The following is a 25,932-nucleotide window of genomic DNA, read 5'->3' as shown; positions in this document are numbered from 1 at the left end:
CCCTCGGATGGCTCAGTTGGTCGTCAGTGTCGCTTGCCGTTCTTCTTCGGGCAAGTCGATCTGGTAAAAGGTATAAGACAGCGTGATGTGGTTCGTGTGCTTCGCATCACGGTCCGATGCAAGGGCCGGGTCGATGTAGAAGGATACCGGCATCTGAACGCGCTCACCCGGTTGCAACACCTGCTCTTGGAAGCAGAAGCAATCGATCTTGGAGAAGAAGTTGCCTGCCACGAAGGGCGAGACGTTGTAGCTGGCCTGCCCCGCGATGGGACGGTCGGTGGGGTTATAGGCCTCATAGAAGGCCAGCCCGGTCTCGCCGATGCGGATCTCGATCTCACGGTCCATGGGCTTGAACTCCCATGGCATGCCGTTTTCGATGCTGGCGTCGAAGCGTACCTTGATCGTGCGGTCCAGAATTTCGTCGGGGGCGACATCGGACACGCTGGTCGTACCGCCATAGCCCGTAACCTTGCAGAACCAGTCATACAGCGGCACCGACGCCCAAGCCATCGCGCCCATGAACAGAACGACGCCGACAAGCCCTGTGACGGTCTTGGTCTTGCCATCCATCATTGCGCGCCCCCGGTCGATGCATCGTCTGCGGGCAGCATCTCGGGACGGACGACATGATCGAACGCTTGCGTGGCACCCAATTGCTTTACCTTCACAACGGTCAGTCCGAAGACGATCCCGATGAAGCCGATCAAGACAATCAGCAGCCCGATGTTGCGCGACTTGCGGCGGTCGTGGATTTCATGCGTTGCGCGGATCACAGCAGAACTCCTACGGCGGCATCGACAAGCAGCGCGCCGAAGCTGAGGGCCAAGTATAGGAGCGAGAACTTGAAGAACGCTTTCTCGACGGCGTAATTATCGCCCTCGGAGTCGTCTTCATCGCGGCGCCAGATGTCGAATGCGCCCTTCAGGAACCACGCGTTCAACACGATGGCCGTCGCCAGATAGACCGGCCCACCGGCAGAGGTGAAGCCAAGCCAGACCGCGAAGATCGCCAGAATGATCGTGTAGATCAGGATGTGACGGCGGGTCGACGGGCGGCCGTGGGTCACGGTCAGCATCGGCACGCCCGCGTTGTCGTAGTCCTTTCGCATGAACAGGGCGAGCGCCCAGAAATGCGGCGGCGTCCACAGGAACGTCAACGAGAACATCAAAACGGACTCAAGGCTGATCGAACCCGTCGCCGCGACCCAGCCGATCATCGGGGGGAAGGCACCGGCAGCGCCACCGATCACGATGTTCTGGGGCGTCAGACGCTTCAGCCACATGGAGTAGATGACGACGTAGAAGAAGATGGTGAAGGCCAGCAGCCCGGCAGCCGCCCAGTTCGTCGCCAGACCCAGCATGACGACGGAAAAGCCCGACAGCGCGAGGCCAACGGCCAAAGCTTCCTGCTCCGTCACGCGGCCCGAGGGGATCGGGCGCTTGGCGGTGCGCTTCATGATCGCGTCGATATCCGCATCCCACCACATGTTCAGTGCGCCGGATGCCCCACCGCCTACGGCGATAAACAGGATCGCGCAGAAGCCCACGAAGGGGTGCAGCGATACCGGAGCGACCAGCATCCCGACGAAGGCGGTGAAGACCACAAGGGTCATCACGCGCGGCTTCAGCAGGGCGAAATAATCGCCGAACTGGGCCTCGTAGTCAGGATTCGTGGTGGTGGCGGAAACGTCGGTCATTCAGTGTCCGATCAGTTGGCCTGTGCGACTTCGGCTTCGGGGCGCGAGCCGCCGTATTCCTCGATGGCCCAATCAAGCCACTCTTCATACGCCTCTTCGCTGACGACCTTCACAGTGATCGGCATGTAGGCGTGGGCGATTCCGCACAGCTCGGAGCACTGACCGAAGTAGACACCTTCTTCTTCAGCCTCGAACCAAAGCTCTGCCAGGCGACCGGGCACCGCGTCCTGCTTCACGCCGAAGGCGGGAACGGTCCAGGAGTGAATCACGTCCGCACCGGTTACCTGCACGACGACGGTGGCGCCCACGGGCACGACCATGGCAGTGTCGGTGGCCAGACGGAACTCATCCTCGGAGTAACCGGCTTCTTGCAGCTGGGCGAGAACCTCGGGCGTCATGCGGTTGTCACCGCCCGTGGCGGGAGAACCGATCATGTAGCTGTCGTAGACGATCTCATAGTCGGGATATTCGTAGCCCCAGTACCACTGGTAGCCGGTGGTCTTGATGGTCACATCGGCTTCCGGGATTTCCTGCTGCTCGAACAGGATCGGCAGCGAAAACGCACCGATGAAGATCAGGATGACGATCGGCCCCACGGTCCACGCGATCTCGATCGGGGTGTTGTGTGTAAAGGCCTTTGGCTCTTTGTTACGGTTCGAATTGTACCGCACCAGCACCATCGCCAGCAGACCGACGACGAAAATCGTGATCGCTGTGATGATGATTAGCACCATGCCGTCCAGCCACTGCAGGTCGCGGGCCAACTTGGTGGCCGCCGGCTGAAAGCCCATGCCGCCGTCGGACGGCGAGCCGATGATCGGCAGGTCGCCGATGGGATTGCCCTCCTGCGCGAACAACGCGCCGGGGGTCAGGGTCGCAAGAGCAGTCAGAATATGGCGTGCGCGCATCGGCTGGTTCCCATTCGGATCGGACGGGCCCGTCATGTGGTCTCGCTGGCTGCGCGGACCCGGCCCTTTGGAAAGTCGATGCTTAGAACCACAATGCACGCCTGTGGGCAAGCGCGACCAATGCGTCATTTGCGCCGAAACGCGGGGATCGCGCGTTGGAAACCACTCCGGGACATGCCTAAGTGATACCGCAGGCCCAGCCCCGGAGATCGTGATGCCCGACGCCCCTTTCCGCCCCCTCGACACCCGTATCGACGCCGAGTCCGCCCTGCGCGCCCTGCGCCGCGCCACGGATGGCGCCGACGACGGAGAGATATTCTTCGAGCGCAAGCGGTCAGAGGCGATCACATTCGACGACGGACGCGTGAAGAACGCGGCCTATGACGCGACCGAGGGCTTCGGCCTTCGCGCGGTGAAGGGTGAAGTGTCCGGCTATGCTCATTCCACCGAACTGACCGAAGCCGCGTTACTGCGCGCCGCCGATACCGCGCGGCTGGCCGTGGGCGACGGCGGCGGCACGATGGCCGACAGCCCGCCGGCCACGAACCGCCACCTTTATACAGACAACGACCCGATGACCGACGCGCCCTTCGGCGTGAAAATCGACACGCTGCGCGAGATCGACGCCTTCGCCCGCGATCTGGACCCGCGGGTGGTGCAGGTGTCCGCAACGCTGGCCGCGTCGATCCAGGAGGTCGAAATCCTGCGCGCCGACGGCCAATCGGTGCGCGACGTGCGGCCCATGACCCGCTTGAATGTCTCGGTCATCGTCGAGGATCAGGGGCGTCGCGAGCAGGGCTACCACGGCTCTGGCGGACGCTACGCCCTGACCGGCCTGCTGGACCGCACCCATTGGGAGGCGACGACGCGCGAGGCTTTGCGAATCGCACTGGTGAACCTGCGCGCCGAACCGGCCCCTGCGGGGATCATGGATGTCGTCCTTGGCCCCGGCTGGCCCGGCATTCTGCTGCACGAGGCCATCGGTCACGGGCTGGAAGGCGACTTCAACCGCAAGCAGACCAGCGCCTTCGCCGGTCTTCTGGGCCAGCGCATCGCGTCGCCGGGCATCACTGTGCTGGACGACGGCACCCTGCCCGATCGGCGTGGGTCGATTTCCGTGGATGACGAGGGCACGCCGTCGAACGCCACGACGCTGATCGAAGACGGCGTGTTGGTCGGCTACATGCAGGACCGCCAGAACGCGCGGCTGATGGGGGTCGCGCCCACCGGCAACGGTCGCCGCGAAAGCTACGCGCACCCGCCGATGCCTCGGATGACGAACACCTACATGATGCCCGGCAACGAAGACCCTTCGAGCATTCTGGCGGGTCTGGACGACGGCCTGTACGCCGTCGGCTTCGGCGGCGGTCAGGTCGACATCACCAACGGAAAGTTTGTGTTTTCCTGTACAGAAGCTTACCGCGTGAAGAACGGCAAGGTCGGCGCCCCGGTGAATGGAGCCACCTTGATTGGTGACGGAGCCACCGCGCTGCAAAAGATTCGCGCGGTCGGCAACGACATGGCGCTGGATCCGGGCATCGGCAATTGCGGCAAGGCGGGCCAGTGGGTGCCGGTTGGCGTCGGCCAGCCAACCCTGCTGATCGGAGGCCTGACGGTGGGTGGCTCGGCGGCGTGAAGATCGCGCGGCTCTTTCGCCTGCCAAAGAAACGCGCGCATCGGATCACCTGAAGCGACCTTGTTCTGGCCGCCTTCACGGCGTTTGTCGTCGATCTGCCCTTCCGCCCCGCCACAGCTTCGTCTCTTGTGGCGACCTCGGCGGATATCGGACTGATCGCTGCACTGCCTGCCGTCCTGATTGCCCGAGAATTACGGCGCACCGGATGGATCGGGCTGTGCTGGCTGGCGATACGGTTGCTACCGCGCGACAGTTTCACCGGTGCGGAGAAAATCGGATGATCTGGAAATTTTCTCCTTTCGATTAACCACCCCTTAACCTGAATCGCTTCATACCTGTCCTTGCAAGAAGACGGAGCGAGACGGGTTACATGGATCACATCCCTTCCACACCCCCTCACCCCCCCCACACCCCGGAAGATTGGCTGGTCTGGCTTCGTCTCTTGCGCTCTCGCCGTGTCGGACCCACCACGTTCCACCGATTGGTCGCAGAATACGGTTCGGCGGAATCGGCACTGGAAGCTTTGCCGGGCATCGCCCGCGACGCGGGTGTCACCGACTACGCCGTCTGCCCGCCCGAAATCGCCGCCGATGAATTGCGCCGCGCGCGCTTGGCAGGTGTCACACCGATCGCAATCGGTTCCCCCACGTATCCTGTCGCGCTGCTGGACCTGCCGGATGCTCCGCCGATCCTTTGGGCGTTGGGCGACGCATCGCTCCTTACCCGCCCCCGAGTCGCACTTGTTGGCGCGCGCAACGCCTCTTCCCTTGGCCTGCGCTGCGCAAAATCGCTGGCGGCTGGCGTGGGTAAGGCCGGGATCACCACCGTTTCCGGCTTCGCGCGCGGGATCGACACCGAAGTTCACAAGGCAACGATGGACACCGGCACCATCGCCGTCTTCGCGGGTGGTGTGGACGTGGTCTACCCATCCGAAAACGCGGCTTTGGCACAGGAGTTGGGCGAACGCGGGCTGATCCTGTCCGAACAGCCCGTCGGCCTGCGCCCGCAAGCGCGCCACTTCCCCAGCCGCAATCGCCTGATTTCCGGCCTGTCCCGTGCCGTCGTGGTGGTCGAGGCTGCGGCCAAGTCCGGCTCTTTGCTGACCGCCCGCGACGCGCTGGATCAGGGCCGCGACGTGTTGGCCGTTCCCGGCCACCCCTTCGATGCGCGCGCGTCCGGCTGCAACATGCTGATCCGCGACGGGGCCACGCTGGTACGCGGGCCGCAGGACGTGCTGGATGCCATCGGTCCGCTCGCTGCAAAGCCCGCTCCCGACCCCGTGGCACAGCCGCAGAAGCGCACGCCCTTGCGCGAAACCCACGCCCTGCATCGCCAGATCCTCGATCGGCTTGGCCCCTCGCCCAGCCCCGAAGATACCCTCATCCGCGATCTGGACCTGCCGACGGCAACACTCGCCCGATGCCTGACTACGCTAGAGATGGAGGGCCGCATCACCCGCGATCCGGGTGGCCTTCTGCGCAAGCTGGACGCCTGATGCGGAAGCGCGCGGCGCAGTATCACCGACGCCGCTCAAGACGCGATAAACTCTACGTCGATTGACAAGTTGCCCCGGCTGCCCACATCAAGCCCCCTAATCGCGGGATAAGGAAGACCCATGCCGGTCGTCGTCGTCGAAAGCCCTGCCAAGGCAAAGACCATCAACAAGTACCTCGGCTCGGACTACACGGTCCTGGCCTCTTACGGACACGTGCGGGACTTGCCGCCCAAGGATGGATCGGTCGATCCGGACAATGAGTTCGAGATGCTTTGGGAGGTGGGGTCCGACAGCAAGAAGCACGTCAAGGCCATCGCCGACGCGCTGAAGGACGACAACTCCCTGATCCTCGCAACCGACCCAGACCGCGAGGGAGAGGCGATTTCGTGGCACCTGGAAGAGACGCTGCGCAAGCGCAAGGTGCTAAAGAAGGACACGCCCGTCAGCCGCGTCGTGTTCAACGCGATCACCAAAGCGGCCGTGACAGAGGCGATGAAGAACCCCCGCCAGGTCGATGCGCCGCTGGTCGAGGCGTACCTCGCCCGTCGCGCTCTTGACTACCTTGTGGGCTTCAACCTGTCCCCGGTGCTGTGGCGCAAGCTGCCCGGTGCGAAATCAGCGGGCCGCGTGCAATCCGTATGTCTGCGCCTGATCGTCGAGCGCGAGATGGAGATCGAGTCGTTTCGCCCGCGCGAATACTGGTCCGTCAAGGCGCTGTTGGAAACGCCCCGCGGTCAGACGTTCGAGGCGCGGTTGACCCTGCTGGGCGGTGAAAAGGTCGAACGCTTCACGTTGGAAAACGCGACGCAGGCCGAAATGGCGCTGGCCGCCGTCGCGGGCCGCGCGCTGAAAGTCGCGAGCGTCGAAGCCAAGCCCGGTTCGCGCAATCCCGCGCCGCCGTTCATGACGTCGACCCTGCAACAGGAAGCCAGCCGCAAGTTCGGCATGGGTGCGCGCCAGACCATGTCCGCCGCCCAGCGCCTTTATGAAGCCGGCCACATCACCTACATGCGGACCGACGGCATCGACATGGCGCCCGAGGCCGTGCAAGGCGCGCGCGCCGCGATCAAGGACCGCTACGGCGACAAATACGTGCCCGGCAGCCCGCGCATCTACAAGAACAAGGCGAAGAACGCGCAGGAAGCGCACGAGTGCATCCGCCCGACGGAAATGTCGGCAGATACCGAAAGCCTACGCATCGCCGACAGCGATCAGCGCAAGCTGTACGATCTGATCTGGAAGCGCACGCTGGCGAGCCAGATGGAGGCTGCGCGGCTGGAACGCACGACCGTCGAGATCCGCGACGACAGCGGAGAGGTCGGCCTGCGTGCGACCGGACAGGTCATCGCCTTCGACGGCTTCCTGCGCGTCTATGAGGAAGGCCGCGACGAACCCGCCGATGATGGCGACGACGCCCGCCTGCCGCAGATATCCCAAGGAGAGGCCGCGAAATTCGCGCTTGGCGGGATGAAAGCGCAGCACGCCAAAGCCGACACGGCGCAACTGTCCGACAATGGCGCCGTGCTGGCGCTTCAGCACCACACCCAGCCCCCGCCGCGCTACACAGAGGCGACGCTGGTCAAGCGGATGGAGGAGCTGGGGATCGGGCGTCCGTCCACCTATGCCTCTATCGTGACGACCATCCAGGACCGCGATTACGTCCGCAAAGATGGCAACCGGCTGATCCCGGAAGATAAGGGCCGCTTGGTCATCGCCTTCTTGGAAAATTACTTCCGCCGTTACGTGGATTACGATTTCACCGCGGATCTGGAAGCCGACCTGGACCATGTGTCGGCAGGCGATGAGAACTGGAAGAACCTGCTGTCGCGCTTCTGGCGAGACTTCTCGGCCGCCATCGCAGAGACGTCAGAGCTGCGCATCACCGAGGTGTTGGAGAAGATCAACGAGGTGCTGGAGCCGCACCTGTTCCCGCCGAAACCCGATGGCACCGATCCGCGCCTCTGCCCGAACTGCGAAAAGGGTCGGCTTTCGATGCGGACCGCACGCTCTGGCGGGGCCTTCATCGGCTGCTCGAACTACCCGGAATGCCGATTCACGCGCCCCTTCGGTCCCCCGCTCGAAGGCGAAGAAGCCGAGAACGCGATCCCGCCGGATGGCAAGCTGCTGGGTGAAGACACGGGCGACAAGATCTACGCGTTCAAGGGCCGCTTCGGCCCCTATGTCCAGCGCGGCGAGGTGACGGAAGAGAACAAGAAGCCGCCACGCCAGTCGATCCCGAAGGATTGGCCACCAGAGGAAACGACGCTGGAGCAGGCCGTGCGCCTGCTGGCCTTGCCGCGCGAAATCGGGCCGCATCCCGAGGATGGCGTGACCATCTGGGCCAACATCGGGCGCTATGGCCCCTATCTGAAGCACGCGGAATCGATCAGCCACAAGGGCGGCAAAAACGCCAATCTCGAAGGCATCGACGACGTGTGGGAGATCGGCATGAACCGCGCCGTTCAGGTGCTGGCCGAAAAGCCCGACCGTAAGCGCGGTGCGCCTGCGACACCGCTGAAAGAGCTGGGTGAACACCCGGAACGCGGTGGGCCGGTGAACATCATGAAAGGCAAATACGGGCCTTACGTGAAGTGGGAAAAGGTGAACGCCACCATCCCGGACACGACAGATCCCGAAATGCTGACGATGGATCAGGCGACGGTGCTGATCGCGGAACGCGAAGCCAAGTCCGGCAAGAAGCCCGTAAGGAAAAAGGCTGCACCGAAAAAGACGGCGGCGAAGAAGGCTCCGGCCAGGAAAGCTGCGGCCAAGAAGCCCGCCGCTAAGAAAGATGAGTGACCAGCCTTAGCGCGGTGGACCCTACCCAGCGCCAAGGCTCATCCCGATGGCGGTGACGATCGCACCGCCGACGACAACCTGAACGATGGCGCGCGCCCAGTTCGTCTTCATCCAGCGGTGCTGGATCCACGCGATGGCCCATAGCTCGACGAAGACGACCGCGATGGCGGTCCATGTGGCGACCCAGAAGGACGGTATCAGGTAGGGCAAGGCGTGGCCCAGCCCGCCGATCGTCGTCATCACGCCCGTCACCACACCCCGCGTGATCGGAGAGCCGCGCCCCGAGATCACCCCATCGTCGGACGCGGCCTCGGTAAAGCCCATGGACACGCCCGCGCCCAGCGATGCGGCAAGCCCGACGATGAAGGTGGTCCAGGTGTCTTGCGTCGCGAAAGCCACTGCGAAGATGGGTGCCAGCGTCGAGACCGAACCGTCCATCAGCCCAGCCAGACCGGGCTGGATATAGGTCAGAACAAATTCCCTTTGCTCTTCATCTGTCCTGTGTGTCATCGCGCGCCCCTTAGAATGATTCTAAGTTAACGATTGTTTCGTCTATCGCAAGCCGCGCGTTTGACACTCCGCTTCGAGCGCAACACATAAGGAGGGATAACCTTCAGAGGTCGATATGCAAAAAATCTACGACACCGCAGACGCCGCGCTCGACGGTCTCTTGCGCGATGATATGCTGATCGCGGCAGGCGGCTTCGGCCTGTGCGGGATCCCCGAACTGCTGCTTGCGGCGATCAAGCGGGCGGGCGTTACCGATCTGACCTTCGCATCGAATAATGCAGGCGTGGATGATTTCGGTATCGGCATCCTTCTGGCGACCAAGCAGGTGCGCAAGATGATGTCGTCCTACGTGGGTGAGAACGCCGAGTTCATGCGCCAATACCTCGACGGAGAGCTGGAGGTCGAGTTCAACCCGCAAGGCACGCTGGCAGAACGCATGCGCGCGGGCGGAGCGGGCATTCCCGGCTTCTACACCAAGACGGGCGTGGGCACCCAGATCGCCGAGGGCAAGGACCACAAGGACTTCCCCACCGGCGAGAACGGCGCGGACGAGACATACATCATGGAGCGTGGCATCGTCGCCGATCTTGCCATCGTCAAGGCGTGGAAGGCCGACGACACCGGCAATCTGATCTTCCGAAAGACCGCGCGGAACTTCAACGTCCCCGCCGCCATGTGTGGCAAGGTCTGCGTGGCCGAAGTCGAAGAAATCGTGCCGCGCGGATCGCTGGACCCCGATCACATCCACCTGCCCGGCGTCTACGTGCATCGCATCGTGCAGGGCGATCACGAGAAGCGCATCGAACAATGCACCTTACGGGAGAAGAAATGATGCCCTGGACCCGCGATCAAATGGCCGAACGCGCCGCCGCCGAGCTGGAAGATGGCATGTACGTGAACCTTGGCATTGGCATCCCGACGCTTGTGGCGAATTACACCGGCGACAAGGACATCACGCTGCAATCCGAGAACGGGATGCTGGGCATGGGCCCGTTCCCGTATGAGGGCGACGAGGATCCCGACCTGATCAACGCCGGCAAGCAGACGATCACTGAACTCGACCGCACAGCCTATTTCGACAGCGCCACCAGCTTTGGCATGATTCGCGGCGGCAAGATCGCCTGCGCGATCCTTGGCGCGATGGAAGTGGCCGAGAATGGCGATCTGGCGAACTGGATGATTCCCGGCAAGCTGGTGAAGGGCATGGGCGGCGCGATGGACCTTGTGGCGGGCGTGAAGCGCGTCGTCGTGGTCATGGATCACCAAAACAAGAAGGGTGAGTCGAAGGTCTTGAAGGAATGCTCTTTGCCGCTGACGGGCACGGGCGTCGTGGATCGGATCATCACCAATCTGGGCGTGCTCGATGTCGTCGATGGCGGCTTGCGCATCGTCGAAACCGCGCCGGACGTGTCAGAAGATGACCTGCGCGCCGCGACCGAGGCGACCATCGTCTGATGATCTGTTGTGGGGGCTCTGCCCCCGCGGCTTCGCCGCCCCCCGAGGTATTTGGGAGAACGATGAAGCGGCGCGTCAGTTCGCTTGCGCCATTCGGTCGCCCACGAAGACGCAACCGTCCGAGATCAGCATTGGCCGCGTGGCGCACAGCCCGCGCGCGACGTTGAAGGCGGCCAGCACCTTGGGCACGTAGTCCATCGTCTCGGCGTAGGGCGGCACGCCCTTGTGTTTGTCCACCGCGCCCTCTCCCGCATTGTAGCCTGCCAGAACCAGCAGCGGATCGCCCTTGAAGCGATCCATCAGCCAATGCAGATACTTCACCCCGCCAGAGATGTTCTGGCGTGGGTCGTTGCTGTCCTTCACGCCGAAACGCTCTGCCGTGGCGGGCATCAATTGCATCAGGCCCTGCGCCCCCGCGTGGCTGACCGCCGTTGGTCGCCCCGCCGATTCGACCGCGATCACCGCCAATGCCAGCGCCGGAGAGACCTGCGTGCCGATCGTGGCGCCCAGGATCGTGGCGCCGTGGGCGTCGGCAATCTTTTTCAATGTCTCCAACCGATAGCCGCCGCCCCCAACACCCGCAGGCGGTGCGCCCAGGACCGCCATCGCGCTTTCGAGTCCACCGGGGCCGATACCGTTGCGCGGGACTTTTTTCCAGAACCAGTCGTACTTCGCGGACTTCGGCGCGGCATCCGGTAGAGCGGCGAAAGCTTCACCCTCTGGCGCGACGGAAGGCGCGCGCTTGGGCACGGCCAGGATCCTCGCCTGCTCTGCCGGGTCGATCTGCACCAGTCTGTTCACCTGCCCCTTCTTGGGCACGCCCACGCGCTTGAAGGTGAAATCGCGAAACGGGGGCGGCTCGGCGATGGCGGGCATCGCCACGCACGCGGCCATAAACGCGGCAAAGGCGCATCTTATCGTCATGAGACTGCTCGTTCTTATTGATCTTGGTTTTCGCCAACCTGCCACGAAACACGCGCGGGCCCTACGTCCGTAGGTACGAAAAGCCCCAAGCGTGCCGCCTATGCCGCAGAAGACCGGGCCAAAAGTGGCAGATGCGGCCTCAAATCGCCCGAAAGCCGACGCGTGCCAGACTTACCCACGTCCGATTGCAGGTGCCTGTTAGGGGCATACCAACGCAGGACGTAACGATGCCCCTTATCAAGACCTTTGCCCGTTTTGCCCGTTGCCAAAGCGGTGCGTTCACCACCGACTGGGTTCTTCAGGTGGCACTTGTGGGTGCGATCTGCATGGGCGTGCTGACGTCGGTGACCTCTACCGAGACCAGCTACAACACCGCCGACACGCACTACAACGGGCACATCGTGACCACGCAGTACCCGTAAACGACTGCCTCACAAGTTTCCGCAGATTGTCCTGAAAACTTACGAACCTCGCCGCAATCGCGCCCCAAAGCCAAGCCATACCATTCACATCGCCGCCGACGACCACTGCAACGGCGGCCTCGCAAAAAACTCTCAGGAGCAAAAGACCATGTTCATCCGGCCCTTCATCAAGAGCTTTGTCGCCGACGAGGACGGTGCCGTGACCGTGGACTGGGTCGTGCTGACCGCCGCCATCGTCGGCCTCGGCATCGCTGTCCTGAGCACCGTAACCTCCGGCGCCAAAAGCGTAACGGAAGCCGTGTCCAGCCACCTCGAGGGCACAACCATCACCACGACCTTCCCGTAAGGTCCGCCCGTCGGGCCGCCGCCACGGCCCGTCGGAAAACAACCCCGAAATGGTCGGGTGATCGTCGCAAAGAAGCCCAGATCGCCCGTCATACCAAGACCACCAACCCCAACGCCGGTAACCCCACCGGTCCATAGTAGAAAACTTAGGAGCCAACCATGACCTTCCTCAACATCATCAAGACCTTCTCCAACGACGAAGATGGCGCCGTGACCGTCGACTGGGTCGTTCTGACCGCCGCCGTTGTTGGCCTGGGCATTGCCGTCCTGTCGTCCGTGACGACCGGCACCAAGGGTGTGACGCAGAACATCTCCAGCTACCTGAACACGATCACCGTCGATAAGGCGTTCTGATCCAGCGCGCCCAGCTCGGCGCAAAGCGGGCGCGGCGCATGAAAATGCGCCGCGCCCTTTCTTCATGGAAAACACGAGTTGTGGAGAAGACCCATGGCCTTGACCAAATTCCTTCAGAACGAAGACGGTGCCCTGCCGGATTGGATCGTTTTCGCTGTTATCATCTCTGTGCTCAGCGGCTTCGCCCTGTTTGCCGGACTGACGACACGCGGCGCGGCCGTTTCCACCGGCGTGACCATCGACAACAAACTCCAGGAAGAAGACTTGCCGGAAAAGATCTGGCCCGGCTGGCAGGGTTGATTGTCCACATTTTCACGACAACGGCGCGGCGGTGGCACGATTTGGCCGCAATCATCCCGCAGTCTGCCGATCAGCAGAGGGGCGCACGCCCCACCACCCTTTCGAGGATCGACACATGCGTAGCGTATTCATTGCAGTCTTGATCGCAGGCCTCGGGCTTGCCGGCTTCGCCGTTTACATGGCCCGCGATTACATCGCCTCGCTTGAGACGACGGCCGTCGCAGAACCAGCGGTGCCCATGACCGAGATCATCGCCGTCAAGCATGACATTGCTTACGGGTCGCCACTGACGACGGATGACCTGCACTACCTGGAACTTCCGACCGATGCGCTGCCCGAAGGCACGTTCACGGTCGCCGAAGACCTGTTCCCGCAAGGCTTCGACGTGCCGCGCACCGTGATCCGGGCAATGCTGAAGAACGAGCCGGTTCTGGCCAACAAGGTTACCAAGCCCGGAGAGGATGCAGGCGTCGCCACACGTCTGTCCTCAGGAATGCGCGCCTTCGCGATCCGGGTCGACGTGGCCTCTGGCGTGTCCGGCTTCCTGCGCCCCGATGATGAGGTCGATCTTTTCTGGACGGGCACCTTGCCGGATGAGCGACGCGAGGTGACCAAGTTGATCGACACCAACGTGCGCATCGTCGCGGTTGACCAGTCCGCCGACTCTGAACGCGCCGGCGCCACCGTGGCCCGCACGATCACCGTCGAAGCGACACCGCGCCAAGTGGCCGCGTTCGCTCAGGCGCAATCCTCTGGCCGTCTCTCGCTGGCCCTCGTCGGTGCATTGGATCAGATCGTGTCAGAGCAGGTCGAGATCGATCAACGCGAGCTTCTGGGGATCGAGGAAGAGACCCGTGCAGAAGCGCCCGTCGCCCCAAAGACCTGCTCGATCCGCACCCGCCGCGGTTCCGAAGTCGTGGAAATCCCAATCCCCTGCAACGACGGCTGATTGGCTTTCGCCCAGCTCTCTTTGAAGGCGCAGCACCATGTCGGTGTTGCGCCTTTGACGCAGGGCAATTCCTGGGCCTGCCAAAAGCATTGCAAAAAAAGACACATCTGCGCATCGTCATCCCAATCGCGGGCGCAAAGACCCGCATCTTGAGTGATCACAGAGGCAGGATCACATGCATATGAGCAGTTTTCTAAGGGCCGCATCCGTCGGCCTTGCAATGACATTCGGCACCATCGCGGCCACTCCACTTGATGCGCAGAACCTGCGCGTCCTGTCGAACGGCACGTCCTCGGCCCTTCGGGTGCCGATGAACCGCGCGGTCGTGGTGGAAAGCGACGTCCCCTTCGCCGAGCTGTCCATCGCCAATCCGGCGATCGCCGATATCTCGACGCTGTCCGATCGCACCGTCTACGTTCTGGGCAAGACGCCCGGCCGCACGACACTGACGCTTCTGAACGCGGAAGGGCGGCTGATCACAAACGTGGACGTGCAGGTCGTTCCCGACCTGGGCGAGTTCAAGGAACGTCTGCAACAGATCCTACCCGGTGAAAAAATCGAGGTGCGCACCGCGAATGACGGGATCGTCATGTCGGGCATCGTGTCGTCGATCACCGCGCTGGACCGCGCGCTGGAGCTGGCCGAACGCTACGCCCCCGAACGCGTATCCAACCTGATGAGCGTGGGCGGCCAGCAGCAGGTCATGCTGAAGGTGCGCTTCGCGGAAATGAGCCGCAGCGTCTCGAAATCCCTGTCCAGCTCGCTGGGTATTGCCACGGGCAACGGGGTTTTTGCTGGCGGTGGCTTCACCAGCGCCGCGAACGCCGTCGGCGGCGTCGACAATGGCGCCTTCCAGCTGAGCGGCGATGTTCAGGGTGCGCTTGGCGTGTCCTTCGGATCGGACTCCTTGCGGCTGGAAGTCGTGCTGGAGGCGCTGGAAAGCAAGGGTGTGATCCGCACGCTCAGCGAACCGAACCTTGTTTCCCTGTCGGGCCAAGGCGCTGAATTCTTGGCGGGCGGTGAATATCCGATCCCGGTGCGCGATACGCTGGGCGGCATCGGTATCGAATACAAACCTTTCGGCGTCGAATTGGACTTCATCCCCACCGTGTTGGCCGACGAAGTCATCAACGTTGAAATGGGCGCTGCCGTATCGGCCATCGACAACTCTATCGTGGTCAACCTTGGTAACGGCGCGGCCGTCAACGGTTTCTCTCGCCGCGAAGCAAAGACCACCGTGCAGTTGCGCGACGGCGAAAGCTTTGCCATCGCCGGTCTCTTGGAAGACGACTTCCGCGACGCGATCACGTCGGTGCCTTGGTTGGGTGACGTACCGGTACTGGGCGCGCTCTTCCGCTCGACCTCTTACAACCGCAATCAGACCGAACTGGTCATCATCATCACCGCGCACCTCGTGTCGCCGGTCCGGGGCGAAGCCCTGTCGCTACCGACCGACCGCGTGGTCCCGCCGACCGAACGCGACCTGTTCCTGTTCGGCAGCACCGATGGCACGACCCGCACCCGCCCCGCCCTGCAAGGCGCAGCCGGAGAGGTCGCGCGGCAGGACTACACCGGGTCCTACGGCTACGTGATGGAGTAGGGCACATGATCCGAACACACCGCACCCCCGCCCTTTTGGCCGTCACCTCTGTGCTTGCACTGGTATCCTGCGGCTCGCCCACCTGGAACGCCCCGGTCGGCGCTTATCTGGACGAAGGCCAATTCGGCAATCCGACGATGAGCAACATGATGGTCCAGGCCGGCAAGGTCGGTCAGGTCGAGCATCTGAACAACCGCTTCTCGGCAGAGATCGATTCTGTCGTGACCTTCGCCTTCGACAGCGCGCATCTTAGCCCCGACGCCCGTGCGGTGATCGCACGGCAGGCGGCGTGGATCCGGCAATTCCCGGAAGTCACCTTCCGCGTCTACGGTCACACCGATCTGGTCGGCTCGGCCAGCTACAACAAATCGCTGGGCCTGCGCCGCGCGAATGCCGTCGTGGCCGAACTGGTCCGCAACGGTGTGAATGGCGCGCGACTGGCGGCCCTTGTGTCCTACGGGGAAACGCAGCCGCTGATAGTTACCCAAGGTCGCGAACAGGCCAACCGCCGCACGGTCACGGAAGTGTCCGGCTTCGTTGGCGGCCGTCCGACACTGATCGACGGCAAATACGCCGAGGTGATCTACCGCGAGTACGTCGAAGGCGCGACCTACATGCCGCGCATCGGGGATACGGACGAAGGCGGCGGCGGCGGCGAATAGGGGGTGAAACGGTCGGGCGCTTTCCCGGCCAGTGTTCCCGATTGCCGGATAATGAGGATTTTTCGGCCCCATTCCTGCCCGGTTTGCCAAGCATACAGACGATGAAGCCGGAAAACCGGCATTGCGGCCCGGCATCGACCGGACCGTAGAAATTCGTCGAAGGACCTGAGCAAATGTCGAGCAACGCTGTCCAGACCGAGGAGATCGCCCCCATCCGGGCCTGCACCGTCTGCAGGGACGTGCAGAACTTCGATCTGCTGATCGAGGACATGGAAACTGCCCTTGGCGAAGCGTGGGGCGACCTGTCGTTTCAAGATGCGGCAATGTTCCTCAAGCAGCCCGATGCCGAGGAACTGGAATTCATCGCTATCGCGATGGACGACGAGGATGAGCCCAACGTCGCCCAGATCGCCGACCTGATCCGCAGCGCATCGGCGCGCAAGATCGGCGTCATCGTCATCGCGGAAGAGGTCAGCCCGATGGTGCTGCACCAGCTGTTGAAGCTGGGCGCCAACGAATTCGTCCCCTACCCCTTGCCCGATGGCGCCCTTGGCGAAGCGATCGAGCGCCTGAAAGAGCCTGCCCCCGCGCCCGCCGCACCAGCCGCGCCTGCGACGCCCGCGCTGAAGACGTCGAAAGAGGACCGCAACGGCGTGATCCTTCCCGTGCAGGGCCTTGCCGGTGGCGTTGGTGCCACGACCTTTGCGGTGAACTTGGCCAACGAGCTCAGCACCCTGGGCGGCGACAAGCCCCCGCGTGTCTGCATTCTGGACATGGAGCTTCAGGGCGGCGCGGTCTCGACATATCTGGACTTGTCGCCCCGTGATGCCGTTCTGGAAATCCTGACTGACACCGAAACCATGGACGCCGACAGCCTGATGCAGGCGATGGTGGCCCATGACGAACGGCTGCACGTCTTTCCGGCCCCGTCCGAGCTGGTCCCCCTGGACATGATCGGCCCCGAGGACGTGGACCGCATCCTGACATTCGCCGCTTCGCAGTTCGATTTCGTCGTGATCGATATGCCATCGACCGTCGTTCAATGGACCGAAACGGTGATGAATCGGGCCCACGCCTATTTCGCGCTGCTGGAGACCGACATGCGCTCGGCCCAGAACGCGTTGCGCCTGCTGCGTGCGCTGAAGGCCGAAGACTTGCCCATCGAAAAGCTGCGCTTCGTGATGAACCGCGCACCGAAATTCACCGATATGGCCGGAAAAAGCCGGGTCAAGCGTCTGGCCGAAAGCCTTGGCGTGTCGATCGACGTGATGTTGCCGGACGGCGGCAAGCAGGTCGTCGAAGCCAACGACACGGGCATTCCGCTGGCCAAATCCGCCAAGAAGAACGCGCTGCGCAAGGAAATCGCGAAGATCGCTTTGTCGGCCCACCAGCTGAACGCCGACGTTGCGGAAGTATGAAGGAATAACGATGTTCTCGCGTTACAAGAAAACCGGATCGCCCACCAAGCCCGCCACGCTGCCCAAGGGCGTGCCCACACCGAAATCGGGAGAGCCTGCGTCTGCCGCCCCGATCCCGCCCAAGGCGAAAATGGCGACCAAGCTGCCCGACAATGTTCGCCCGATGCGCGCCGAAGCCCGCGCCGCGCAGCCCGACAAGGAAAAGAAGCGCAAGGAACGACTTGGCGACATCAAGGTCCAGCTTCACAAGGAGCTTCTGGAGAACCTGAACCTCGCCGCGCTGGAACAGGCGAGCGAGAGCGACCTGAAATCAGAGATCACCGCCATCGCGTCAGAGGCGATGAGCACGATGGGCATCGTTCTGAACCGCGAAGAGCGTCAGCTTCTGAACCAGGAACTGTACGACGAAGTGAAAGGCCTCGGCCCGCTGGAAGCGTTGCTGAAGGACGAAAGCGTTAACGATATCCTCGTCAACGGACCCCAGCAGATCTTCGTGGAACGCGCGGGCAAGCTGGAACTGACCGACATCACTTTCAAGGATGAGCGTCACCTGCTGCGCATCATCGACAAGATCGTGTCCGCCGTGGGCCGCCGCGTTGACGAATCCAACCCATACGTCGACGCCCGCCTCGCAGACGGCTCGCGTTTCAACGCCATGGTCCCGCCCATCGCGGTGGATGGCAGCCTTGTCTCGATCCGTAAGTTCAAGAAGGACAAGCTGGGTATCCAGGATCTTGTGAACTTCGGGGCCTTCACCGAGGAAATGGCACTGTATCTGGAAGCTGCCGTGTCCACCCGCCTGAACATCATCGTCTCGGGCGGTACGGGTTCGGGTAAGACGACCACGTTGAACGCCCTGTCGTCCTTCATCGACAACGACGAGCGTATCCTGACGATCGAAGATACGGCGGAGCTTCAACTGCAACAGACCCACGTGGGCCGAATGGAAAGCCGCCCGGCCAACGTCGAAGGCCGCGGTGCCGTCAGCCAGCGCGACTGTCTGAAGAATGCCCTGCGGATGCGCCCCGACCGTATCATCGTCGGTGAGACGCGCGGCGAGGAAGTCATCGACATGTTGCAGGCCATGAACACTGGCCACGACGGGTCGATGACCACGATCCACGCGAACTCTGCCCGCGACGGCATCAGCCGATTGGAGAACATGATCGCGATGGCCGGTATCGAAATGCCGCTGAAGGCCGTGCGCAGCCAGATCGCGTCCGCTGTCCATCTGATCGTGCAGGCCAGCCGCCTTCAGGACGGTTCGCGCCGCATGGTGTCGATCACCGAAGTGACCGGCATGGAAGGCGATGTGATCTCTATGCAGGAAGTCTTCCGCTTCCAGCGCACCGGTCTGACGCCCGACAACAAGATATTGGGCCACTACACCGGCACCGGTGTGCGCTCGCACTACGCCGAGCGCTTCAAGATGTGGGGCTACAACTTGCCCGCCGAAATCTACGAACCCGTGAAAGGCTGATCCAATGCAAGTATCCATGGATCTTGTCGTCTACGGCGTCATCTTCGTCGCCGTTCTGCTGCTGGTCGAAGGCATCTACCTGACCGTCTTCGGCAAATCGATCTCGCTCAACAGCCGGGTCAATCGCCGTCTGGAGATGCTCGAAAAGGGCGGCAACCGCGAACAGGTGCTCGAACAACTCCGCAAGGAGATGACGCAGCACATGAAGAACCAGAAGATCCCGCTGTACTCACTTCTGGCGACCAAGGCGCAGAAAGCGAACATTGCGTTCACGCCGACGCAGCTGATCATGATGATGGGCGTGCTGGCCATCGCGGCCTATACCGGGCTGACGCTGGGCACGAGTGCGGACACCCCGATCCGCATCGCCTGCGCAGTCGCGATGGGTGTCGGCGGCGTGTTCGTCTGGGTCTCGAAGAAGGCCAAGAAGCGCATGTCGATGATTGAAGAACAACTGCCCGACGCGGTCGAGTTGATGGTGCGCAGCCTGCGCGTCGGTCATCCGTTTTCCTCTGCTTTGGCCGCCGTCGCCAAGGAAGTGCCCGACCCGCTGGGGTCCGAGATGGGCGTCATTGCGGACGAGGCTGCGTATGGCCGCGACACCGGCGAGGCGCTGAAAGCCATGGCAGAACGGCTGGATATGCAGGATTTGCGCTTCCTCGCCGTTGCGGTGACGATCCAGCAGCAATCGGGCGGTAATTTGGCCGAAGTGCTCTACGGTCTCAGCCAGGTGATCCGTTCGCGCTTCAAGCTGTTCCGCCGCGTTACGGCCATTACGGCAGAGGCGAAGTGGTCGGGCATGTTTCTGTCGGTCTTCCCGCTGGGCGCAATCGTGATGATCAACGTACTGCAACCAAACTACTACGACGACGTGAAAGAGACGGCGTATTTTATCCCCGCCTGCCTTGTCGTGGCCGGTTTCCTTGTCGCCAACATCTTCGTCATGAAGACCCTTACGAACATCAAGGTCTGAACAATGGATGCCATCATTCAAATGCTGACCGATCAGCTGGGCCCCCTGGGTCCGATGATCGCCCTTGGCGGGATCGGGCTTCTGCTGGTTCTGGGTGTGCTGCCCTTCGCCCTGAACCGACGCCCCGACCCCATGGACAAGTTCCAGCAGGCTGCGAAGAACCGTAACGCGCGGGCCGATGGCGTGTCTTTGCGGCTTGGCGGCGGCAAGGTCGACAAATTGGAGAAATACTCCAACTTCCTAGAGCCGCAGAACGCCGAGGAATACTCGGCCATGCGCCTCAAGCTGATCCGCGCGGGTTACCGCAGCCCCAACGCGATCCGTATCATGAACTTCGCGCAGATGGCTCTGGGTATCGGCTTTCTTGTGCTGGGCCTGATCTTCGCCCTGGCCAGCGCTGGTGGAGAGGACGTTTCGACCACCAAGATGATCCTTTACACGCTGCTGCCCGGCGGCATCGGCTACGGCCTCCCGAAATACTGGGTGACGAAGCGTCTGCAGAAGCGGCAGGAAGAAATCGTAAACGGCTTTCCCGACAGCCTGGACATGATGCTGGTTTGCGTCGAGGCTGGTCAGTCCATGGACCACTCCATCGCCCGCGTCGCCAAGGAAATCCGTGCAGGCTACCCTGCCCTCTCGGACGAATACGAGATGGTCGCGCAAGAGATCAAAGCCGGTAAGGACAAGAATGTCGTCCTGAAAGACATGGGTGAGCGCGCGGGCGTGTCGGACGTATCGAACTTCGTGACCGTGCTGATCCAGTCGGCGGCCTTCGGTACATCCATCGCCGAAGCTTTGCGCGTCTATGCCTCGGAGATGCGCGACAAGCGCGTGATGCGCGCGGAAGAAAAAGCGAACACGCTGCCGACCAAGATGACACTGTCCACAATGATGTTCACCGTCCCGCCCCTTCTGATTATTCTGCTGGGACCGTCGGTGTATAACATCGTCGAAACGCTGGGTAAGATGGGGCAGTAGGAACGCTTGCGGATTGCAGCTATCAGTCTGGTCCTGCTTCTGGCCGCCTGTGGAAACACGGGCGGCCCTTTGGCGGATGCGCAAAGCCCGCCCCCTGTGGACCGCGATGCCGATGCGGTGGACGGCCTGATCGTCGGGCACCGACTGATGGCGGCTGGCGAATACGAGCTGGCGCGCAAGGCCTACCTGCGCAGCGCGATAGAGGTCGGCATGACCGTCGACGTGCTGTCTGCCCTTGGTTCGACCGACCTGCGCATGGGCCGTCTTGGGCAGGCGGAAGGCCTTTTCCGCCGCGCGATCAAGCAAGACCCGACCTTCGTTCCCGCCTTGAACAATCTTGGCGTGGTGCTGATGGAAACCGACCGCGTGGCAGAGGCCAGCCGCGTGTTTCGGGCCGCATTCGCAGCCGATAGTGGCCAAAGTGACGACATTCGCGCCAATCTGGTGCGCGCACTAGCCCTGTTGGAAGAAGGTGCCTACACTGATCCCGATAAACCGAGCTTTGCATTGGTTCGGCGCGGGAACGGGGACTACCTGCTTCTGGGTCGCGACTGAAAAGCGAAGCCGACATCGAGCAGGCAAGAAGGACGCAGGCAATGCGTTATACCCCGATTCTGGCGCTGTTGATCGGCGCGTTGTCCCTATCGGCCTGTGGCCAGCGGGACGGAAGTGCAGACGTCGACCGTGCCTTGAAGGACCTCAACGTCGTCGATGAAAGCAACCTGAACGGCCTGATGCTGGCCCAATCCGACCCGAACGAGGCCGTGGCCTACTTCCGCCGCGCCACGTCGGAAAATCCCAAACGCATGGATCTGCAACGCGGTCTTGCAAAGGCATTGATCCGCGCGAAACAGCCCAATCAGGCTGCACCCATCTTCGCACGTGTTGCCGAAAGCAAGGACGGTACCGATGAGGACCGGCTGGCACTGGCCGACGCGCTGATCCGCGCTGGCGACTGGAAGGCTGCCGAGGTGCAGATCGACAAGGTGCCCCCCTCGGTTCAAACCTACCAGCGGTTCCGGCTGGAGGCGATGATTGCCGACAGCAACAAGGAGTGGGATGCCGCCGACAGCTTCTACCAATCCGCGGCCGGTCTGACGCAGACACCCGCAGGCGTGTTCAACAACTGGGGCTACTCCAAGCTGACCCGCGGCAAGTTCACGGAAGCAGAACGCCTGTTTACACAAGCCCTGACCCACGACAGCGACCTGTTCACTGCGAAGAACAACATGGCGCTCGCGCGCGGCGCGCAGGGCAACTATGAGCTGCCCGTCGTCGACATGACGCAGGAAGAACGCGCCCTGTTGCTGCACACGCTCGCCCTGACGGCGATCAAGCAGGGCAACGTGGCCACCGGAGAGGGTCTGTTGCGCGACGCCATCGATACCCATCCGCAGCACTTCGCCGCCGCGCAACGCGCGCTGGATGCGCTGGCCTCCAACGTCTCGAACGGATGATCGACCTGCTGTTCGCCCATCTGGCTCTGTCCGACCGGGCGGCGCTGGTCTTCTTCGCGCTGACCCTGCCGGTCTGCATCTGGGTCGCGGCGTCGGACGTGAAGCACATGAAGATCCGCAACATGGCCGTACTGGCGCTGTTGGTCATCTACGGCGTCACCGGCCCCTTGGTCCTACCCCTGCAAGACTACCTGTGGGGCTGGGTGCATTTTGCCGTCGTGCTGGTGATCTGCTTCGGCGCGAACATGGTCGGCATCATGGGGGCGGGCGACGCAAAGTTCCTTGCCGCCGCCGCGCCCTTCGTGCCCCTGAGCGACTCGACCGAGGCGTTGTATATCCTGGTCGTCGCCGCCGTTGTAGCATTGGTGTTGCACCGCGCGATCCGACGCATCCCGGCGGTAACGCGCGCCCTGCCCGGCTGGGAAAGCTGGACCAACTCCAAGTTTCCCATGGGCCTGGCCTTGGGTCCGGCGCTATCCGCCTACCTGGCCGCTGCAGCTTTCGTCTAGGCGTCCTTTTCCAGCAGGATGTAGGCGTTTGTCCGGTGCACCTCGGTCAGGCTGACGCCTGCTTCGTCTATCGCTGTCAGGATACCGGTGCGCGCGGCCTCGTTGATCGCGCACAGCGGCACAAGCACATACTCCGCTGCTGGCAGACCCGGCGCGCCGCCATACCGCCAGGGCGCGGCGCCGGGCAGCGGAGGGAAGCCGTCACCGAACATCCACAAGGCGCTCAGCAGGTCGGCCACAAGGATACGGGCGTCGCCATATCCCGCCGTCTGCAAGTCCTGCGCCAACCCCTCGAAGTAGGCGATGGTGCCCAATTGCACGCCGCAGCGCGGAAGCGCCTCTCCGTTGATGGCACCCGGCTCTTCTTCGCGGTCACCCAGCGCCTCATACTCCGCAAAGAGCGGCATCCGCTCTTCACCGGGGATCTGCACGTTCAGAAGGTTCGCGCGAAAGGTGTTGGTCAGGAAGTCGTCATGCTGTGCGGACGACGGGAACATCAGTGCGAAGTCTTCCTTGATCGAGCTTGCGTGCCGCACGGGCGAAATCGCGATGTTCAGCGCCAGCGGCGTGCCGAAGGCCAGCAGCGCGATGGCGATGGCAAACGCGGCCTGTCGCATCCCCGCGTCGGTCATGCGCGGCAAGGTCTGCCACAGCACCAGACCCAACAGGACCATCCACTGCGCGTCATTCCCGAAGTTCTGGTAGGTGATGTAGATGAACCCCGGCAGCAAGATCAGCAGGCCCAGCCCCAGCGTCTCTGCCCCACCGCGCCGCAGCACGATGATCGCGCCCAGCGCCGCGAGGTGCGCGCCAAGATACAGCGGGCCGGTCAGCAGTGCGCTGAGCGACAGGCCGGGGAACGCCCGCAGTTCGGAAGTGGCCGTGGTCAATAGATCAGTCGCGTAATTGGCCCAGTAGCCGATGCCGGACCACAGCGTGAATGCTGCAAGCACAGCCACGCCGATCGCCACGCCCCAGCCCAGTTGCGCATACATACGCCGTGCCAGAAGCAACACGACGATCGCGGGCACCAGCGCGATCACATAGGTCAGCTTGATCAGCACCAGCGCAGCGAGCGGCAGCCCCATCGCCGCCGCGTCCCATAGCGGCGCATCCCGCAGCGGCGGCAGCATGGCAACGGGCAGTGCCACGAAAGCCAGCGCCCAGGCCCAGCGGTTGTAGTGCATCGACAGCGAGATCTGCGCGTCCGTTCCGCCGTGCACGATGGCCAGAACGAAGACGCAGACCAGCGCGGTGAAGGCGTAACGCAGCCAGCCTTCGAACCGGCTGATGGCCACCCAGACGGTCAGCGGCAGCAGCACCAGCGCCACCAGCCCCTGCCCCAGCATGATCGCCTTGCCCACCCCGACGCCCAGCGTCACGAAGATTGAGATCGGCCAGACAGACAGGATGCCCAGCGGCGTCATGAAATCGCGGTGCGGTATGTCTCCGGCGGCCACGCGCAAGATCATGTCCACAAGGTGCAGCATGTCGCCCTCGTAGCGGGTGGCGTATAGGCCGCCCGTCCACAGGCCCAGGCCCGTCATCACCACGATCAGCCCTAGGCCAAGCGCCGCCGGTCCAGCGATGGTTTTCATGTGCCTTTCCGCCTCTCTTCGTTTTTTCGCCACACTATCGACCGATGGATGGGGGAAGAACGAAAGCGACGGGATGCGCGGCTTTAATTCGCCGAACGCGACCCTACCGCCACGATAACCGGACCAAATGCAAGGATGGCCCGCCGATGAACATGCAAGTGCAACCGATGCTGGAGCCGCCCGCGCCCAAGGCGCTATCCGATATGCGCCTGCCAATGGTGATGATGCGCGACATCCTTCTGAAGACGATGTTCCGCGCCAATGCATCGACCGCAACCGATATCGCCAAGCAGATCGCCTTGCCTCTGGTCGTGGCACAAGAGCTGATCGACGTGGCGCGCGAGCAGAAGCTGCTGGAGGCGACCGGCACGCTGCACGCGGGATCCGGCAACGAGATGGGCTTTCAACTGTCCGACGCCGGCAAGGCCCGTGCCCAGGACGCGCTGGCGCAATCCGAATACTACGGTGCGATGCCGATCCCGCTGGCCGTCTATTCCGAACAAGTCAAACGCCAGTCCATCCGCAACATCCAGATGAGCCGCCAGCGCCTGCTGGACGCCATGGGCCACCTGATCCTGCCCGACAACCTGCTGGGCCAGCTTGGCCCCGCGGTCGGGTCGGGCCGTTCCATCCTGATGTACGGGCCGCCGGGGAACGGTAAATCCTCTATCTCTAACGGTATTCGCGACGCTCTGGGCGATACGATCTTCGTGCCCCATGCCATCGAATACGCCGGTCAGGTCATCACGGTCTACGACCCCATCGTGCATACGGCGGTGAAGGAAGAGGCTTCCGATCCCAACACCCTGCGGCTGAAAAAGCGCCACGATCCGCGTTATATCCGCTGCACTCGTCCCACCGTCATCACCGGCGGCGAACTGAAGCTCGACATGCTGGATCTGGTCTACAACCCGACGGCGCGCACCTATCAGGCGCCATTGCAGCTTAAATCCACCGGCGGCGTCTTTATCGTCGACGACCTTGGCCGACAGGAAGAGAGCCCCCAGTCGCTGATCAACCGTTGGATCGTGCCGCTGGAGGAATCGAAAGACATCCTAGCCCTGCAATCGGGTGAAAAGTTCGAAGTGCCGTTCGACACGCTGGTGATCTTCTCGACCAACTTTCACCCCAACAATATCTTCGACAAGGCCGCGCTGCGCCGGATCTTCTACAAGATCAAGATTGACGGACCGAACCAGAAAGACTTCCTGAAGATCTTCAGCCTTGTCGCGAAGAAAAAAGGGATGCCGCTGGACGAACGCGCGCTGATCCACCTTCTGCGCGTGAAATACCCCGAGATCGACAACGTCTACGCCAACTATCAGCCGATCTTCCTGATCGACCAGATGCTGTCGATCTGCGCGTTCGAGGGGATTCCCCCACAGATGACGCCCGAGTTGATCGACCGCGCGTGGGCCAACCTGTTCGTGGAAGAGAGCGAGATCGAAAACTAGGCCCCGCTCT

26 protein-coding genes and 1 pseudogene are annotated in these 25,932 nt (G+C 62.7%); 20 read left to right on the top strand and 7 right to left on the bottom strand.

Features of this window, described 5'->3' with window-relative positions; genetic code table 11:
- Positions 1-12: 12 nt before the first annotated feature.
- The 4 genes from FIU81_RS01850 to coxB are packed head-to-tail and all read right to left on the bottom strand — an operon-like array spanning position 13 to position 2,640.
- Positions 13-573 (bottom strand): cytochrome c oxidase assembly protein, encoded by a 561-nt coding sequence (locus FIU81_RS01850; protein ID WP_124110962.1) that lies wholly within the window; start codon positions 571-573, stop codon positions 13-15.
- Positions 570-773, bottom strand: a complete 204-nt coding sequence (locus tag FIU81_RS01845; RefSeq protein ID WP_124110963.1) for a hypothetical protein — start codon at positions 771-773, stop codon at positions 570-572. The genes FIU81_RS01850 and FIU81_RS01845 overlap by 4 nt, the downstream gene beginning before the upstream one ends.
- Positions 770-1,696, bottom strand: a complete 927-nt coding sequence (gene cyoE, locus FIU81_RS01840) for a heme o synthase (protein ID WP_124110964.1) — start codon at positions 1,694-1,696, stop codon at positions 770-772. Before cyoE ends, FIU81_RS01845 begins: the two co-directional genes overlap by 4 nt.
- An 11-nt stretch (positions 1,697-1,707) precedes the next feature.
- Positions 1,708-2,640, bottom strand: coding sequence for a cytochrome c oxidase subunit II (coxB, locus tag FIU81_RS01835; RefSeq protein ID WP_413816219.1), 933 nt, complete (start codon positions 2,638-2,640; stop codon positions 1,708-1,710).
- 178 nt (positions 2,641-2,818) lie between these two features.
- Between coxB and tldD the strand changes: the two genes are divergently transcribed.
- The 3 genes from tldD (at position 2,819) to topA (ending at position 8,534) form a co-directional block, all read left to right on the top strand.
- Positions 2,819-4,240, top strand: a complete 1,422-nt coding sequence (gene tldD / locus FIU81_RS01830) for a metalloprotease TldD (RefSeq protein ID WP_124110965.1) — start codon at positions 2,819-2,821, stop codon at positions 4,238-4,240.
- 370 nt (positions 4,241-4,610) lie between these two features.
- Complete coding sequence (gene dprA, locus FIU81_RS01825) at positions 4,611-5,735, top strand: DNA-processing protein DprA (RefSeq protein WP_124110966.1); 1,125 nt, start codon at positions 4,611-4,613, stop codon at positions 5,733-5,735.
- Positions 5,736-5,855: 120 nt separating this feature from the next.
- Entirely contained in the window at positions 5,856-8,534 is a 2,679-nt protein-coding gene (topA, locus tag FIU81_RS01820) for a type I DNA topoisomerase (RefSeq protein ID WP_124110967.1), read from the top strand.
- Positions 8,535-8,555: 21 nt separating this feature from the next.
- Here the strand turns inward: topA and FIU81_RS01815 are convergent.
- Positions 8,556-9,035 (bottom strand): annotated as a pseudogene (locus FIU81_RS01815) (VIT1/CCC1 transporter family protein); the annotation flags it as partial.
- Between the two features lie 124 nt (positions 9,036-9,159).
- On the opposite strand from FIU81_RS01815, the gene FIU81_RS01810 reads away from it, so the two are divergent.
- Both FIU81_RS01810 and FIU81_RS01805 read left to right on the top strand, forming a co-directional pair.
- Positions 9,160-9,876, top strand: coding sequence for a CoA transferase subunit A (locus FIU81_RS01810; RefSeq protein ID WP_124110968.1), 717 nt, complete (start codon positions 9,160-9,162; stop codon positions 9,874-9,876).
- Positions 9,876-10,499 (top strand): 3-oxoacid CoA-transferase subunit B, encoded by a 624-nt coding sequence (locus FIU81_RS01805; protein WP_124110969.1) that lies wholly within the window; start codon positions 9,876-9,878, stop codon positions 10,497-10,499. The genes FIU81_RS01810 and FIU81_RS01805 overlap by 1 nt, the downstream gene beginning before the upstream one ends.
- 75 nt (positions 10,500-10,574) lie before the next feature.
- Here FIU81_RS01805 and FIU81_RS01800 read toward each other — a convergent pair whose 3' ends face one another.
- A complete protein-coding gene (locus FIU81_RS01800) occupies positions 10,575-11,375 on the bottom strand; it encodes a lytic transglycosylase domain-containing protein (RefSeq protein WP_320414784.1) in 801 nt (266 codons plus the stop codon).
- A 275-nt stretch (positions 11,376-11,650) separates the two neighbouring features.
- Between FIU81_RS01800 and FIU81_RS01795 the strand changes: the two genes are divergently transcribed.
- The 14 genes from FIU81_RS01795 (at position 11,651) to FIU81_RS01730 (ending at position 22,870) form a co-directional block, all read left to right on the top strand.
- Complete coding sequence (locus FIU81_RS01795) at positions 11,651-11,845, top strand: hypothetical protein (RefSeq protein ID WP_124110971.1); 195 nt, start codon at positions 11,651-11,653, stop codon at positions 11,843-11,845.
- Between the two features lie 148 nt (positions 11,846-11,993).
- On the top strand, positions 11,994-12,191 hold the full coding sequence (locus FIU81_RS01790; RefSeq protein WP_124110972.1) for a Flp family type IVb pilin: 198 nt from the start codon (positions 11,994-11,996) through the stop codon (positions 12,189-12,191).
- Positions 12,192-12,349: 158 nt separating this feature from the next.
- Complete coding sequence (locus FIU81_RS01785; RefSeq protein ID WP_124110973.1) at positions 12,350-12,544, top strand: Flp family type IVb pilin; 195 nt, start codon at positions 12,350-12,352, stop codon at positions 12,542-12,544.
- Positions 12,545-12,637: 93 nt separating this feature from the next.
- Complete coding sequence (locus FIU81_RS01780) at positions 12,638-12,844, top strand: hypothetical protein (RefSeq protein WP_124110974.1); 207 nt, start codon at positions 12,638-12,640, stop codon at positions 12,842-12,844.
- Positions 12,845-12,959: 115 nt separating this feature from the next.
- Positions 12,960-13,793 carry a Flp pilus assembly protein CpaB gene (gene cpaB / locus FIU81_RS01775; RefSeq protein WP_124110975.1) on the top strand — a complete coding sequence of 278 codons (834 nt, stop codon included), beginning with the start codon at positions 12,960-12,962 and terminating at the stop codon, positions 13,791-13,793.
- Between the two features lie 175 nt (positions 13,794-13,968).
- The gene (locus FIU81_RS01770) at positions 13,969-15,393 is read left to right on the top strand and encodes a type II and III secretion system protein family protein (RefSeq protein ID WP_124110976.1); all 1,425 of its coding nucleotides are present in this window, start codon (positions 13,969-13,971) and stop codon (positions 15,391-15,393) included.
- 5 nt (positions 15,394-15,398) lie between these two features.
- Positions 15,399-16,055: an OmpA family protein gene (locus tag FIU81_RS01765; protein ID WP_124110977.1), complete on the top strand. Its 657-nt coding sequence runs from the start codon at positions 15,399-15,401 to the stop codon at positions 16,053-16,055.
- A 173-nt stretch (positions 16,056-16,228) separates the two neighbouring features.
- A complete protein-coding gene (locus FIU81_RS01760; protein WP_124110978.1) occupies positions 16,229-17,473 on the top strand; it encodes an AAA family ATPase in 1,245 nt (414 codons plus the stop codon).
- 10 nt (positions 17,474-17,483) lie between these two features.
- Positions 17,484-18,953 (top strand): CpaF family protein, encoded by a 1,470-nt coding sequence (locus FIU81_RS01755; RefSeq protein ID WP_172971374.1) that lies wholly within the window; start codon positions 17,484-17,486, stop codon positions 18,951-18,953.
- A gap of 4 nt (positions 18,954-18,957) precedes the next feature.
- Positions 18,958-19,926, top strand: a complete 969-nt coding sequence (locus tag FIU81_RS01750; protein WP_124110979.1) for a type II secretion system F family protein — start codon at positions 18,958-18,960, stop codon at positions 19,924-19,926.
- Between the two features lie 3 nt (positions 19,927-19,929).
- The gene (locus FIU81_RS01745) at positions 19,930-20,904 is read left to right on the top strand and encodes a type II secretion system F family protein (RefSeq protein ID WP_124110980.1); all 975 of its coding nucleotides are present in this window, start codon (positions 19,930-19,932) and stop codon (positions 20,902-20,904) included.
- A gap of 6 nt (positions 20,905-20,910) precedes the next feature.
- Positions 20,911-21,459: a tetratricopeptide repeat protein gene (locus FIU81_RS01740; protein ID WP_413816218.1), complete on the top strand. Its 549-nt coding sequence runs from the start codon at positions 20,911-20,913 to the stop codon at positions 21,457-21,459.
- Between the two features lie 41 nt (positions 21,460-21,500).
- Positions 21,501-22,361 carry a tetratricopeptide repeat protein gene (locus FIU81_RS01735; RefSeq protein WP_124110981.1) on the top strand — a complete coding sequence of 287 codons (861 nt, stop codon included), beginning with the start codon at positions 21,501-21,503 and terminating at the stop codon, positions 22,359-22,361.
- Positions 22,358-22,870, top strand: a complete 513-nt coding sequence (locus FIU81_RS01730) for a prepilin peptidase (protein ID WP_124110982.1) — start codon at positions 22,358-22,360, stop codon at positions 22,868-22,870. The genes FIU81_RS01735 and FIU81_RS01730 overlap by 4 nt, the downstream gene beginning before the upstream one ends.
- On the opposite strand, the gene FIU81_RS01725 is transcribed toward FIU81_RS01730, so the two are convergent.
- A complete protein-coding gene (locus tag FIU81_RS01725) occupies positions 22,867-24,468 on the bottom strand; it encodes a hypothetical protein (protein WP_124110983.1) in 1,602 nt (533 codons plus the stop codon). The two genes, FIU81_RS01730 and FIU81_RS01725, sit on opposite strands and share 4 nt — an antisense overlap.
- A 146-nt stretch (positions 24,469-24,614) precedes the next feature.
- On the opposite strand from FIU81_RS01725, the gene FIU81_RS01720 reads away from it, so the two are divergent.
- A complete protein-coding gene (locus FIU81_RS01720; protein ID WP_124110984.1) occupies positions 24,615-25,922 on the top strand; it encodes an ATPase in 1,308 nt (435 codons plus the stop codon).
- Positions 25,923-25,932: the final 10 nt, after the last annotated feature.

This window comes from Palleronia sp. THAF1 (genome assembly GCF_009363795.1).
In the GTDB taxonomy this organism is placed as follows: Bacteria; Pseudomonadota; Alphaproteobacteria; order Rhodobacterales; family Rhodobacteraceae; genus Palleronia.
This window is presented reverse-complemented; position numbering and strand designations above follow the sequence as displayed.